The sequence below is a fragment of the Streptomyces sp. NPDC002896 genome, assembly GCF_040295225.1.
Taxonomy (GTDB): domain Bacteria; phylum Actinomycetota; class Actinomycetes; order Streptomycetales; family Streptomycetaceae; genus Streptomyces.
In genome coordinates this window covers 74,977-88,557 of sequence record NZ_JBEOVA010000015.1, presented here as the reverse complement: position 1 = coordinate 88,557, position 13,581 = coordinate 74,977, and the positions used below count along the sequence as shown (strand labels likewise).

General features: G+C 70.1%; 11 protein-coding genes. 3 read left to right on the top strand and 8 right to left on the bottom strand.

Going from position 1 to position 13,581, the window contains the following annotated elements; genetic code table 11:
• Positions 1-87 precede the first annotated feature (87 nt).
• Positions 88-1,632 (bottom strand): DUF4192 domain-containing protein, encoded by a 1,545-nt coding sequence (locus ABT009_RS26955; RefSeq protein ID WP_351300056.1) that lies wholly within the window; start codon positions 1,630-1,632, stop codon positions 88-90.
• A 132-nt stretch (positions 1,633-1,764) separates the two neighbouring features.
• Between ABT009_RS26955 and ABT009_RS26950 the strand changes: the two genes are divergently transcribed.
• Both ABT009_RS26950 and ABT009_RS26945 read left to right on the top strand, forming a co-directional pair.
• Positions 1,765-3,927: a RecQ family ATP-dependent DNA helicase gene (locus tag ABT009_RS26950; protein ID WP_351300053.1), complete on the top strand. Its 2,163-nt coding sequence runs from the start codon at positions 1,765-1,767 to the stop codon at positions 3,925-3,927.
• Positions 3,928-4,145: 218 nt separating this feature from the next.
• Positions 4,146-4,766, top strand: a complete 621-nt coding sequence (locus ABT009_RS26945) for a hypothetical protein (RefSeq protein ID WP_351300050.1) — start codon at positions 4,146-4,148, stop codon at positions 4,764-4,766.
• Between the two features lie 354 nt (positions 4,767-5,120).
• On the opposite strand, the gene ABT009_RS26940 is transcribed toward ABT009_RS26945, so the two are convergent.
• The 3 genes from ABT009_RS26940 to ABT009_RS26930 all read right to left on the bottom strand — a co-directional run bounded on the left by ABT009_RS26940 (position 5,121) and on the right by ABT009_RS26930 (position 7,406).
• On the bottom strand, positions 5,121-5,780 hold the full coding sequence (locus ABT009_RS26940; RefSeq protein WP_351300047.1) for a hypothetical protein: 660 nt from the start codon (positions 5,778-5,780) through the stop codon (positions 5,121-5,123).
• Positions 5,781-5,848: 68 nt separating this feature from the next.
• Positions 5,849-6,550, bottom strand: coding sequence for a ribonuclease HII (gene rnhB / locus ABT009_RS26935; RefSeq protein ID WP_351300044.1), 702 nt, complete (start codon positions 6,548-6,550; stop codon positions 5,849-5,851).
• Positions 6,551-6,770: 220 nt separating this feature from the next.
• Positions 6,771-7,406, bottom strand: coding sequence for a TetR/AcrR family transcriptional regulator (locus tag ABT009_RS26930; RefSeq protein ID WP_351300041.1), 636 nt, complete (start codon positions 7,404-7,406; stop codon positions 6,771-6,773).
• A gap of 151 nt (positions 7,407-7,557) precedes the next feature.
• Here ABT009_RS26930 and ABT009_RS26925 point away from each other — a divergent pair, with 151 nt between their 5' ends.
• On the top strand, positions 7,558-9,114 hold the full coding sequence (locus tag ABT009_RS26925; protein ID WP_351300038.1) for an MFS transporter: 1,557 nt from the start codon (positions 7,558-7,560) through the stop codon (positions 9,112-9,114).
• Between the two features lie 165 nt (positions 9,115-9,279).
• On the opposite strand, the gene ABT009_RS26920 is transcribed toward ABT009_RS26925, so the two are convergent.
• The 4 genes from ABT009_RS26920 to ABT009_RS26905 form a co-directional block, all read right to left on the bottom strand.
• Positions 9,280-10,737, bottom strand: coding sequence for a DUF4153 domain-containing protein (locus ABT009_RS26920; RefSeq protein WP_351300356.1), 1,458 nt, complete (start codon positions 10,735-10,737; stop codon positions 9,280-9,282).
• 456 nt (positions 10,738-11,193) lie between these two features.
• Positions 11,194-12,102 (bottom strand): ADP-ribosylglycohydrolase family protein, encoded by a 909-nt coding sequence (locus tag ABT009_RS26915; RefSeq protein ID WP_351300035.1) that lies wholly within the window; start codon positions 12,100-12,102, stop codon positions 11,194-11,196.
• Between the two features lie 12 nt (positions 12,103-12,114).
• Positions 12,115-12,774, bottom strand: a complete 660-nt coding sequence (locus ABT009_RS26910) for a histidine phosphatase family protein (protein ID WP_351300032.1) — start codon at positions 12,772-12,774, stop codon at positions 12,115-12,117.
• Positions 12,775-12,885: 111 nt separating this feature from the next.
• Entirely contained in the window at positions 12,886-13,491 is a 606-nt protein-coding gene (locus ABT009_RS26905; RefSeq protein ID WP_351300029.1) for a YdbC family protein, read from the bottom strand.
• Between the last annotated feature and the right edge of the window lie 90 nt (positions 13,492-13,581).

Genomic DNA, 13,581 nt, shown 5'->3' with positions numbered 1-13,581 from the left:
TCTGTGATCACTCGGTTCCGTCACGGACCCCGCGCCGGGCGCGCCGGTTCCGTGTCGACGCAGTTTGTGATCACGCGGATGCGTTGCTCATTGGTCGGTGCGCGCCGTACGCCGGCCGACGCGTCGCCGGGCAGCGGGGCGGGTGCTCGACTGGCCGGCGCGTTTGCCCTTCGCTCCGGGGCCGCCTCCTTGACCTGACCTGCGGCGCCGCTGGTCCGGGCCAACGGGCACAGCGGGACGGCCCATGCCCGAGGGCTGCGCGCGGAGCGTTGCGAGCGGCGCGTGGGCGGCGGGCGTGCAGGACGACGGGACCTGGTCCGGGTCCGGGTCCGGTGCCGCAGCCTCCCGCTCGGCTCGCTCGCTGCGCAGGCAGCGGCGGATGGACTCCGGGTCCAGGCCTTCGTTGCAGGCCCGGTGCAGCAGGACGGCGAACGTATAACCCGGGTCTGCGCCGAGGGCCATGGCCAGCGCCTCCCTGCCTTCCAGCTCGTCCCCGAGCGACCAGGCGACCCAGCCTGCGAGCGTCAGTGGGGCCGCGGCGTGCTCGCCGTAGGCACCGACGCAGCGGCGCGCCAGCGCCCTCCAGAGACGCAGAGCCGCAGGGGCCTCGTCGCCCTCCATCCACTCGGCTGCCTGATCACGCGTCGTCCGGTCCTGCAGCCCGAGGATCAGCGCCGCCGCCTCGTCGTGTGCGATCAGCTCGTCATCCCTGAGATCGGCTCGGTGCGTGCCGCCGGCCGGCGGGGTGTCGGCGAGTCGCCCGATGATCCGGCGGGCGAGCTCGAGGGTCTCCGCCGCGACGCTCGCACCCTCCGCTTCGTCCAGCATCCGCGGGACGAGCGTCATGACTGCCGCGTCGAGGGCCTGCTCCTGTTCGTCAACTGTTGCTTGGGTTCCCCAGGGAATGAGCCTGGCCCTCAGCTCACGCAGCGTGCCGCGGACCTGCATGCCCGCGTAGGTGGCGGCAGCCGCCAGGACCGAGGTGCCGGGAAGCCCGAGCGAGACGCCTTCCGGAGGACAGCAGCGATCTCCCGGGCAGCAGTAGGACCATGAGCGACCGCCGGAGATGCACAGCGCCTCGACCACGGGGACGTCGAGACCGCCGCAGGCCGTGCGCAGCAACTGCGCGAGCGGCCGCAGACGTTCCATGATCTGCTGCCCGGATTCGACCCCTGCGGGGTCCCGACAGAGGAAGACGACCATGCCCTCGGGTCGGGCGCCGCGCCGCTCGCTGCCCGTCACGAGACACTGGGCCAACTGCTGTGCGACGGACGGCCAGTCCTCCTCGCGCTCGGGGATACCGAGCCGCGCACGGGCGCCGAAACGCCCGCGCCCGTTCCGGTCGTGCACCGTGACGAGCACGATGCTGTCCTCCGGCCGGTATCCGAGCAAGTACGGCAGGGCATCGGCCAGTTCCGACGCGGTGCGCAGAGTGATCTGCTGGTCAGCGGCCAGATCCGGGGAATCGCCGCGTCCGGAAGGAGCGGACCGGCCATGCCCGGAAGGTGCAGGTCCGCCGCGTCCGGAAGGAACCGACCCGCCGTGCCCGGAAGGAGTCGCCATGGCGTTTCCGGAAGGGGTCGTGATGTCGCCAGGTTCGGCGGCGTCTGTGGAGTCGTGGTGATTCGTCATGCGCCGACCTTCCCGCGGATTTCAATCTTCCGGTTCCCTTGTGGATAACTCCAGTCAGGAACACGACAGAGGTTGTCCACAGCCCCGCGGACCCATTCGCGCGATGTCCGACCCATCGGGTTGCATGGGGGCATGAGCAACGAAGAACTGCGTACGGCGGCTGATGCCGTTCTCGCCCGTCTCGTCGGTGACCGGACGGGAGACGCCCGGCTGCGCGAGGATCAGTGGCGGGCGATCGAGGCCCTCGTCGCCGACAAACGCAGGGCTCTGGTCGTGCAGCGCACCGGCTGGGGCAAGTCCGCCGTGTACTTCGTCGCGACCGCCCTGCTGCGTCGGCAGGGCAGCGGCCCCACCGTCATCGTTTCCCCGCTGCTGGCTCTCATGCGCAACCAGGTCGAGGCGGCCGGGCGCGCAGGCATCCACGCTCGCACCATCAACTCGTCGAACCCGGAGGAGTGGGACGCCATCCAGGCCGAAGTGGCCTCGGGCGAGGTCGACGTTCTGCTCGTGAGTCCGGAGCGCCTCAACAACCCCGATTTCCGCGATCATGTCCTGCCCAAGCTGTCGGCGGCCACCGGCCTGCTGGTGGTCGACGAGGCGCACTGCATCTCCGACTGGGGACACGACTTCCGGCCCGACTACCGACGGCTGCGCACCATGCTCAGCGATCTTCCGACGGGAGTCCCCGTGCTGGCCACCACCGCGACGGCCAACGCGCGCGTGACGGCCGATGTCGCCGAACAGCTCGGCACCGGCGGCAGTGGGGACGCGCTGGTGCTGCGCGGACCGCTCGACCGGGAGAGCCTGAGCCTGAGTGTGCTGAGACTGCCCGACGCCGCGCACCGGCTGGCCTGGCTCGCCGAGCATCTCAGCGACCTGCCGGGTTCGGGGATCATCTACACACTGACCGTCGCGGCGGCCGAGGAGGTCACGGCCTTCCTGCGCCAGAGCGGTCACACGGTTGCGTCGTACACCGGGAAGACGGAGAACGCCGACCGGCAGCAGGCGGAGGACGATCTTCTCGCCAACCGCGTGAAGGCGCTGGTGGCCACGTCCGCGCTGGGCATGGGCTTCGACAAACCCGACCTCGGATTCGTGGTCCACCTGGGTTCGCCCTCCTCCCCCATCGCCTACTACCAGCAGGTCGGGCGCGCCGGCCGCGGCGTCGAGCATGCAGAGGTGCTGCTGCTTCCGGGCAAGGAGGACGAGGCCATCTGGAAGTACTTCGCGTCGGTCGCGTTCCCGCCCGAGGAGCAGGTGCGGCGCACGCTCGACGCCCTGTCGCACGCGGGCCGGCCGCTGTCGCTTCCCGCTCTCGAACCGCTCGTGGAGCTGCGCCGGTCCCGTCTTGAAACGATGCTCAAGGTCCTCGACGTGGACGGTGCGGTACGGCGGGTCAAGGGCGGCTGGATCACAACCGGAGCGCCCTGGACGTATGACGCCGAGCGCTATGCGTGGGTCGCCAAGCAGCGGGAGGCCGAGCAGCAGGCGATGCGCGAGTACGCCACGACGACCGGGTGCCGGATGGAGTTCCTGAGAAGGCAGCTGGACGACGAGGAAGCAGCTCCGTGCGGCCGCTGCGACACCTGCGCCGGCGCTCGGTTCAGCGACGTCGCGTCTCCGGCAGCGCTGGCCGCGGCGCGCGGTGAACTCGGGCGAGCGGGCGCCGAGGTGGAGCCCAGGAAGATGTGGCCGACCGGTCTCGAAGCAGTGGGCATCAGTCTCAAGGGACGCATCCCAGCAAGCGAACAGGCCGCCGTCGGCCGGGCTCTGGGGCGGCTTTCGGACATCGGCTGGGGCAATCGGCTGCGACCCATGCTCGCTCCCCGCGCTCAGGACGGACCGGTGCCGGACGATGTGGCGAACGCCGTGGTGGGCGTGCTGGCGGACTGGGCGAAGGGGCCCGGCGGTTGGGCGTCCGGTGCGCCCGACGCCCAGGCCCGTCCGGTCGGCCTCGTCACCATGGCGTCGCGCACGCGGCCGCAGTTGATCCAGTCGCTCGCCGTACGGATCGCGGAGGTCGGCCGCCTTCCCCTGCTGGGTTCCGTGGACTACTCGCCCGCGGCCGACACCCTGCACGCGTCGCGCAGCAACAGCGCGCAGCGGCTGAAGGCGCTGAACGGTGCCCTCACCGTGTCCCCTGCACTGGCTGCGGCACTCGCTGAGGCTCGGGGCCCTGTCCTGCTCATCGACGATGTGACAGAGACCGGTTGGACACTGGCGACGGCCGCCCGGCTCCTTCGCCGAGCAGGTGCCGAGGGCGTTTTGCCGCTCGTCCTTGCCGTACAGGGATGACCGTGGCATCGTTTCGCAGCCCTGGCCAGGGATATAAAAAGCGAATCACCGCATTTCGATCAGCGGTCTCAATTGCTCGTTGCCGCAAGGCACTGCGCCGGGAAGAATTGGAATCGCTCCCGCACAGCCCTCTCTGCTCTGAAGGGGCTCTCCGCGGTGCGCTCCCCCAAGCCCGACCCCACCCCGCCCCGTGTGGGCATGTAGCCGAAGGGAGGATCGTGACCTTCGGATTCGCTCCGTCCAGTCCTGCTGCGGCGTCTGCCGCGATGGCCGTCGACTCCGCCAGCCGACTTGCCCGGATGCTGGAGCCCGCCGAATGGGCATCGGCAGGCATACCGCTGTTGCGCAATCCACGTGAGGTCGTCAGTGGCCTGCACGCCCGGCATCGGCCGACGCCCGCGACCGCGGTGGTGGCCGTGCTGGACCCGGATGAGCGGCTCAGGGCGAGCGCCTCCTTCAGCCGGCGCGCATCCGCGACGGACGGCTGGGTGTTCCGCAATGCGCTGCTGTCACAGCTGCGCCGCGTCATTCCGCATGATCTCCGCCTACGCACGCCTGTCCGCACCGCCGTACTGCTCTACTGCCGCGAGGGCGATGCCCCTTGGACGGAGGAGGACGGGGCCTGGATGTGGGGGCTGCGCGACGCGTGCACGCTGCATGGGCTGCGATGCGGCGCGTACATCACGTTGACGCGTGACGGCTGGCAGGTGCTGGGCGAGGGTCGCGGCGGCCGTCGGCCCAACGCCGCCTCGGAACCGACGGCGTTCGCCGAGGAGCCACCGGCACCGCGCACAGGTGGGGCAGCGTCCGATGTACTCCGCCGGGCAGCGGCACGCTGAGGCAACACCACACCGAGGGCACCGTGAAGCCGCCCTCTGACCGCAGGGGAGCAACGCCGTCATCGTCATCGTCACCACCTGAGCCGTACTGGGCCCAGAGACAGCTGAGATGGAGGCGGCGGCCTGCGGGGAACCGCCGATTCCCCGCCCGCCACAGCCGCAAGTCGGGCTGCCGACTGCCCGCGGCCACGACACATGCTTGGACGGCGCGTGCCTGTCACGGCGCGGTCCTGCCGCGTCGACCCTCCGCCACGGCCGCCCAAGGCCGAAGCCGGACGGAAACCGCGCGATCAAAGTCACCGTGCCAGGACATCCCGCAGGGGCGCCCGCCGCGGTTCCGAGCGGGTGCCGGGGTCAGACCCCGGCACCCAGCACCGAGTTGATGCGCTGCGGATCACCGCAGACGACGAGCAGGGCACCGGCCCGGCCATGCGCCAGCGGCAGGACCGCAGCAGCGGCCTCGTCGGCGCCGCCGTTGACGGCGACGATCACGACCGGGCGGGACGCGACCCGGCCGGCGGCCGAGGCCTCGGCGTAGAAGACGTCGTCTCCCGCGTCGTGCTGGGCCCAGTAGGCGGCCTCGCCGAAGGACAGCTCGTGGGCGGCCCACGGATGCGGCTCACCCGTGGTGATCACCAGGATGTCCCCGGGCGCACGGCCCGACTCCAGCAACAGGTCGACGGCTTCCTCCGCAGCGTCCAGCGCGCCCTCGACCGAGGCCGGGATCAGCTGGATCTGCGGCGTACCGGACGCCGTGGAAGGCGCAGGAGCCGACGGAGTGGACGGCGACGACGCCGGGGCGGACGGCCCCGGCTTGACGGCGGCCGAATCGCGCGACGAGCGTTGCGCCGGCGGCATCGGCCGGACAGGACCCGGGCGACCGGGGCGCGGCGCAGCCGCGGGGCGCGGGCCGGGTACAGGGCGGGGGGTCGGCGCGGTACGGCTGCTGGCCGAAGAGGCGCGGGGACCCTGGGCACTCTCGTGAATCTGAGGCTCCTCGGGAATGAGAGGCATGGGCTGATGTTTATCAAACGCCGTTGCGGCTCGCGTCGGCGGGTGGCACATAAGTGCGAACGGAATCGTCAGAAATCGAAGCCGAGCTGCCCTTCGATCTCCGGAACGCTTCCTTCCGCCCAGGTGCGGGCCTTCTTGAGGTGCCGCCACCGGGGCAACGCATCAAGATACGCCCACGAAAGCCGGTGGTAGGGGGTGGGGCCCCATTCATCCAGCGCAGCCCTGTGGACCGGGGACGGATACCCGACATTGGCCGCAAAGTCGAAGTCTGCATGGTCGATGCCCAGTTCGGCCATCATTTTGTCGCGCCGAACTTTGGCGATCACGGATGCGGCAGCGACTGCCACACAGGACTGGTCGCCCTTGATCACCGTGCGGACCCTCCAGGGAGCGCCGAGATAGTCGTGCTTACCGTCGAGAATGACCGCGTCGGGCCGGACCGGCAGCGCCTCGAGGGCGCGTCCTGCCGCCAGCCGCAGCGCCGCCGTCATCCCCAGGTCGTCGATCTCCTCCGGAGAGGCGTGACCGAGAGCGTGGGCCGTGACCCAGGAAAGCAGTTCAGCGGCGAGCTCGGTGCGCCGTTTGGGAGTGAGCAGCTTGGAGTCGGTCAGCCCCTCGGGCGGGCGACGCAGTCCGGTGACCGCCGCACAGACGGTGACCGGCCCGGCCCATGCACCCCGCCCGACTTCGTCGACACCGGCGACGATCTTCGCTCCGATGGTGGCTCTCAGGGAGCGCTCGACACGGTGGGTGGGTGGTTCGTAGGGCATGGCGCACAAAGCGTACGCCGCCCGGAGTGCCGCGCAACACCCAGGTCTGGGAAACGGCGCGACCCGGGTGCTGACACGGCAGGCCGCCTCCGCCGCGGCCCGCCAGAAACGGGCCGCAGCCTCCGTGCGCAGAGGCCCCCCACAGCCGACCGTCGACCGCCGACGGCGGCAACGCGCTGCTCGGCAAAGACTCCGACCGACCACCGACCGCCGAGCCGCGTCACCGGCCGTCCGGGCGCAGCAGCGGCATCATCAGCCGGTCGATCATCTCCTCGATATCCCGCTCCCCCCATTCGCTTCCGCGAATCTTGGAGCGGTACATCATCATCGCCGGGATGACATCGCACGCGTAGTCGTCGGCCGCTCCGGAGCGAACCTCACCCCGCTCAATTCCGCGGCGCAACACCTCTTCGATGAGGCCGACCGTCGGTCGGACGACACCTTCCAGGATCAGGCCGTGAAACCGCTCGGCGGCGACCGCATCGCATTCGTGAATCACTGAACGCAAAGCAAATCCGGGCGGCGAGTACATCGCCTCGCGCAACTGACGGCACAGTTCCAGCAGGTCCTCGCGGACACTTCCGCAGTCCGGCGCAGCACCCAAAGTCGACAGTGCCGCCTGGAGGGCGTCCGCGACCAGGTCCTCCTTGGATGGCCAGCGGCGATAGACGGCCGCCTTTCCGGTCTGCGCGGCCGCGGCGACCCCCTCCATCGTGAGCCCGTTCCAGCCGACTGTACTGAGCTGGTCCAGGGCGGCCTCGAGGATCGCCCGCTCCAGCACGGGCCCGCGCCGACGCGGGGATGCCGCCGGGGAGGCCGTCTGAGCGGGGGCGGCCGTCCAGCGCGAAGTAACCATGTCCAACTCTCCGATGTGCGGGTGCAGCAGCCTACGCAAGCAAGCGCCTGGGAAGCATCTTCAGTGAACGCTTGCGTTCACTGTTGGGGAGTCACTACCGTTGACGCGACAGTGAACGCGATCGTTCACTAACGTTCTTGTGGGGGACCCATTGACAACCTCTCAGTTAGTCCAGGACCAGAAGCCAGGGGCGGCTCGCCGGGAGGGGCGCCCCGGCATAGCCCTGACCGTCATCGCGGCCTGCCAACTCATGGTGGTACTCGACGCGACGATTGTGAATATCGCGCTCCCACACATCCAGGATGCGCTCAAGTTCTCGACGACCGACCTCACCTGGGTCGTCAGCGCGTACACACTGACCTTCGGCGGGCTGCTGCTCCTCGGCGGCCGCGCGGGCGACATCCTCGGCCGGCGCCGGGTCTTCATGACCGGCATCCTCGTCTTCACCCTCGCCTCCCTGCTCGGCGGCCTTGCCCAGGAACCCTGGCAACTGCTGGCCGCGCGCGCCCTGCAGGGCGCGGGTGGCGCGATCGCCTCGCCCACCTCCCTCGCCCTGATCACCACAACGTTCCCCGAAGGGCCCGAGCGGAACCGCGCGTTCGGCGTCTTCGCGGCGGTCTCCGCGGGCGGCGGCGCCATCGGCCTGCTGGCGGGCGGCATGCTCACCGAGTGGCTCGACTGGCGCTGGGTGCTCTTCGTCAACGTGCCCATCGGTGTGCTGATCGCCGTCCTGGCCCCGATGTTCATCAACGAGTCCGAGCGCCATCCGGGGCGCTTCGACATCGCGGGCGCGCTGACGTCGACAGCCGGCATGGCCTCCCTCGTGTACGGGTTCATCCGGGCTGCCGAGGAGGGCTGGCGCGACAGCCTCACGCTGGGGTCCTTCGGAGCGGCGGTGGTGCTGCTCGTGGCCTTCGCGGTCATCGAGAGCCGGGCCAAGGAACCGATCACTCCGCTGAAGATGTTCGCGGACCGCAACCGTTCCGGCACGTATGTGATCATGCTGAGCCTGGCCGCAGCGATGTTCGGCATGTTCTTCTTCATCGTGCTCTTCGTGCAGAACGTGCTGGGGTACACGCCGATCGAGGCGGGTCTCGCCTTCCTGCCGGTGACGGTCGCGATCGTGACGGGCGCGGGCCTGTCGCAGCGCCTGCTGCCGGTGCTCGGCCCCAAGCCGTTCATGATGACCGGCTCGGCGCTCGTCGTGCTCGGGCTCGGCTGGCAGACGTTCATCAGCCCTGACAGCTCGTATGTCGGCGGGGTGCTCGGCCCGATGCTGATCTTCGGTTTCGGCATGGGGCTGAACTTCGTGACGCTGACGCTCACCGCGGTCTCCGGCGTCGCCCAGCACGAGGCGGGTGCGGCATCGGGTCTGCTCAACGCGACCCAGCAGGTGGGCGGTTCGCTGGGCCTGTCCATCCTGACCACGGTGTTCGGTACGGCGAGCAGGGACGAGGTGAAGGTCCAGCTCCCGGACTTCATGGCGAACGGCACGGCGGAACAGAAGGCCGCGTTCGCCAAGTCCGGTCAGCTGCCCCCGCCGTGGGGCCACGAGGTGCTCGCCCACGGCATCTCGACCGCCTTCATCCCCGCCGCCGCGATGGCCGTACTGGCGCTGCTCACGGCGACGCTGCTGATCCGGGTGCGAAAGAGCGACCTGGAAGCGCTGGCCGGTACGGCCGGGTCGGCAGGGCCCTCGGGAGGCTGACCGGCGGCAGCCTTGAGGCAGCCCCCACTCGGACGAGGAACGTGGTGCCGGGCCGTCCATGACGACGTGACCGGCCCGGCACCTGCGGCTCCTTGGGTACGGCGGGCTCCTCCGCGGCGGACTCCTCTGCGCTACAGCGGATGCCTCAGCCGTACAGCCTGTTCCTCAGCGGTACATGAGGTCCTGTCGCACCTTGTTGCAGGTTTCCCAGTCATCGGTCAACGGCCGGTCGTCGAGTACCCGCCGGGCGTGTGCCTCACCCCAGCTCGTCGCGTACCAGGGTCCTTCGTCGTCCCGGAGGTCCTTGGCAATATCCTGCAGCGCGCAGGAGCGAAGCGGTTCCTTGAGCCGGTCGAGGGCCGGTACGGCGTCGGCGGACAGGTCCCGCGCATACACGAGGTCGAACTTGCCGGTGTCCTCATAGCGCTGGACGTTCTGCTCCGCGATCAGGCCGTCGGGAGACAGCAGCCCGAAGGCGAGCACACCCGCCGCGGCGCTCGCCGCGACGACCCGCGGGAGCCACCGAGCGCCCCACACTCCGGCCGCCATGATCAGCACGATGACAAGGCCGAGCCAGAGTTCTACGGCCACCACCGAGAGCCTCAGCCGCGTCAGTCCATACGCCTCCACGTACATGTCCATGCGCCGCACCGCCGACGCCACGACAACGAGCGTGAGAACACAGAGAGTTCCCAGCACCCCTCGCACCAGCCCTCGATCGCCCGGTGCCCTGCGCGGAGCCCAGCGCAGCGCGAACACGATGACGAGCAGCGTGAGCAGGGTGGCGATCAGCAGCTGCCAGAACCCCTGCCGCGCATACGCCGAGTACGTCAGGCCCGTCTTCTTGAGTACGGAGTCGTATCCGCCGAAGAGCACGGCGAGCTGCACGGCGTTGAAGGCCACGAACAGCACGTTGAGCACGATCAGCGGCAGCGCCCACTCGACGCGGCCGCGAGGCCGGCCGGGGGCGACCTCGATCCGGTCCCACTGAAGGGGTGCGGCGGCCGTGTGGGCGGCCGCCAGCGCGCCCACCACACCGAGGGCGAGGAGCAGCAGGCGCCAGGGCCCGTCCGCGACCGACGCGTCGGGCATCAGATCGCCCAGCACGTCCGCGAAGGCGGCGTCGGCCGAGGCGAAGAGGGCACCGAAGACCAGGAGCAGAACCGCGGTCACGGCGACGGCGCGCACCACCGAGCCGAGATTGCCTCGTGAGCCGCCCGTCCGGTCGCGCAGGCCGCGCCACCCCCAGGAAAGACCCGTGAGGAGTGAGGCGAGGACCCCGAACGGGCCCAGGAACACGCCGGGCCAGGTGCGCGAGCCGTGCAGCGCGAGCGAACCCAGCGCCACGGCGGAGACGACGGCCAGGAAGGACGGCCAGCCGGCGTCGCGCAAGGCGGGCACGAGCAGCAGGGCCAGGCCGCCGACGGCCCACGCCAGGGTCCATGGGCGCGGCCGGCGGCCAGCGGCCTGGGCGGCGAAATACGCGCCGACCGCGGCCGGGATCGCGACGATCAGCAGGTTGAGCGCCAGACCGTCGCCCAGCAGAAGCATGCTGAGTACGCCGGTGGCGAGTACCGACCAGAGCGTCGCTGCACGGATACGCGCGGGAGGCTCGCCGTGCAGAGGCTCGAGCCATGGGCCGCCGCCGGGGAGCGGGGCGTCCCAGTCCGAGGCGTCGGCATCGATCACGTCATCGGATCTGTTCGATTCCTTCGCTTCACTCGATTCGATCGTGCTGGGCTCGTCATTCGAATCGTCCGCGCTGAATGCGTCTCCATCCGCTCGCTCCGCTTCATCAGCCGGCCGCCCTTGACGCGTCGGCTCCGGCTGGGACGGTCTGTCGGACACGGGACCCCCTCCCGACCGGTCGCGAAGGCCCACGCGCGCGTGGCGCTGTCAGTCGGCGACCGGTGTCTCGTTCGGCGCACGCCCGACATGATCAACAGGCGGCATGGCCGAAAGGCTAGCCGCGCAGGGGACGGAAGGAGTGGCGCCCTCAGCACTGTGGCATGACCGTGACAGTTTGCCCTGGGGCGGCGTCATCACCGACGAAAGAACAGGCGCCCAGCAGCCAGACCCTCAGGCCGTCCCGCCCGTCCCCCAGGCCGGCAAGGCCTCCGTCCGGTTCAGCCATTCGGCCGGCGGCGCCCCCGCCTTGCCCCCGGCGATCACGCCGCCGACGATGGCGCAGGTCGTGTCGACGTCGCCGCCCGCCTGGGCGGTGTTCCAGAACGCGTTCTCGTAGTCGCCGAGGCCGCGTGCCGCCGACCAGAGCGCGAACGGCACCGTGTCGTGGGCCGATGTACGGCGCCCGCAGCCCAGCACCGCGGCGACCGTCGCCGTGTCGCCGTAGTCGAGCATGTCCCGGGCGCGCCGGAGGCCCGCCCCGACGGCGCTGCGCGGCACCAGGGCGATGACGCCGTCGAGCAGCGACTCGGGCGTGGGAGGGCCCGAAGGGTCCGCCGCCAGCGCTGCCGCGGCAGCGACCGCCATGGCACCCACGACAGCCTCGCGGTGCTGGTGCGTGGGGTAGGCCGAGATCTCCGCCTGGTGCGTCGCCTGCTCGGGGTCGTCCGCGTACCAGGCGCCGAGGGGAGCGATCCGCATCGCGGCGCCGTTGCCCCAGGAACCCTGTCCCTTGAACAGCGCGGCGGCGAGCTCGCGCCAGTCGCCGCCCTCCCGGATCTGGCGCAGCAACCGGTTCACCGCGGGCCCGTAGCCGCGGTCGAAGTCATGGTGCTCCGCGAACGACCGGGCCAGCGCGTCCTGGTCGATCCGGTGGTGCGCTGCCAGGACGGCCACCACGGAGCAGGCCATCTCGGTGTCGTCGGTCCACTGCCATGGGCCGGACGGCAGCTCGCGGTGCTTGAGCAGCGGATAGTTCGCGGGCACGAAGAACTGCGAGCCCAGCGCGTCTCCGACGGCGAGTCCGCGCAGGCTGGCCAGAGCGCGGTCCAGGCGCCCGTCGGGAGAGGAGTCAGCGGTCATCTCGAAGCCACTTTATCCGGTGACGCCGTACGGCTCCGGATCACGCCAGCGTTCGAACGGCCGGTCGAGCGTGTACTTGCCGTTCTCACCGAGGACGAGCATCCGCGTCTCGCCGTTCCCCGGGTTCGACAGGCACTCGAACTCGGCCACCGACCAGTGGAACCAACGCATGCAGAACAGCCGCATCGTCAGTCCGTGCGTGACCAGCAGCACGTTCGGGGGATGGTCCGGCGCCTCGAAGCTGCGGAACAGGCTCTCCAGGAACGCCCCCACCCGGTCGTAGACATCGGCGCCCGACTCACCCTGGGCGAAGCGGTAGAAGAAGTGCCCGTAGGCGTCGCGATAGGCCTGCTGCAGCCGTACGTCGTCACGGTCCTGCCAGTTGCCCCAGTCCTGCTCGCGCAGTCGCGGTTCCTCGCGGATCCGCACCAGTTCGGGGTTCAGCCTGAAGGCGCTGAGGGTCTCATGGGTACGGCGGTACGGCGACACGTACACGCTGACGCGTTCCCGCCCGAACAGTTCCCGCAGCCCCTCGCCGGTCGCCTCCGCCTGGCGCCGGCCCGTCTCGGTGAGCGCGAGTGCGTGGTCCGGTTCGCGCTCGTACACCGTGTCGTCGGCATTGCCCACCGACTCCCCGTGGCGGACGAGGACGATGCGCCGTGGTCGTGCCATGGTCAAACCCTAGATCGGTGTCCGGCGGTCGAGCATATGTACGCACCATCCGGCGTACGTGACATCACACACTCCGGAACGAGCACCCGGAACGATCACCACACATCTGCATCACACGGTCCACGAGGGCTCCAGTTCCACGATGTCTCCGGCCAGGGCCGCCACATCCGCGTCCGTCTGTGCCCGCAGGGCGAGCCGTTCGACGCGTTCGGCACGGTACTTTCCGTGCTCCGCGGCCGACTGCCACATCGACAGCACCAGGAACTCGTAATCGGGCGCCTCTCCGAACAGGCCGCGCACCATGCCCGGAGAGCCGGCCATGGCGGGGTTCCACACCTTCTCCTGCATCAGCGCGAAATTCTCGACGCGGTCCGCATGGACGCGGCAGTGCGCGACACGCACCACATCGGCGTCCGTGAAGCGCGGTTCGAAGCCGGTCTTCACATCGAACCGGTGGTCGAAGAGCTTGACTTGGGCGTCCTTGAAGGTGCCCGACTGGGCGGCGGCGAGCCGGTCGTGGGAGCGGGCCATGAACGAGTCGTAGAAGGTCCGGCTCTCCCAGAAGGCGAAGACATGGGCCACCCCGGGCCGCAAGCGGCTCCACCCCCCGCCCTGCCCACGGAAACCCGGCTCCCCCGGAAGCCCCGCCCATTTCCGCTGCCCCCGTTCAAAACCGCGGCGGTCCACCACGGTGCAGCGAATCCACTTGACCAGCACCGCGCCATCGTAAGGCCAGGGAGCATGACGCAGGTCTCCCTCGGTCGGAGGATCCCTCCAACAACCATGAGTTCTCCGGCTGTTGGCCAC

Bases quoted from the DNA above. Each gene is read 5' to 3' on its own strand.
- ABT009_RS26930 (WP_351300041.1), bottom strand. From the start codon at position 7,406: ATGGTTACTTCGCGCTGGACGGCCGCCCCCGCTCAGACGGCCTCCCCG.
- ABT009_RS26950 (WP_351300053.1), top strand. From the start codon at position 1,765: ATGAGCAACGAAGAACTGCGTACGGCGGCTGATGCCGTTCTCGCCCGT.
- ABT009_RS26915 (WP_351300035.1), bottom strand. From the start codon at position 12,102: ATGACCGCTGACTCCTCTCCCGACGGGCGCCTGGACCGCGCTCTGGCC.
- rnhB (WP_351300044.1), bottom strand. From the start codon at position 6,550: ATGCCCTACGAACCACCCACCCACCGTGTCGAGCGCTCCCTGAGAGCC.
- ABT009_RS26940 (WP_351300047.1), bottom strand. From the start codon at position 5,780: ATGCCTCTCATTCCCGAGGAGCCTCAGATTCACGAGAGTGCCCAGGGT.
- ABT009_RS26910 (WP_351300032.1), bottom strand. From the start codon at position 12,774: ATGGCACGACCACGGCGCATCGTCCTCGTCCGCCACGGGGAGTCGGTG.
- ABT009_RS26955 (WP_351300056.1), bottom strand. From the start codon at position 1,632: ATGACGAATCACCACGACTCCACAGACGCCGCCGAACCTGGCGACATC.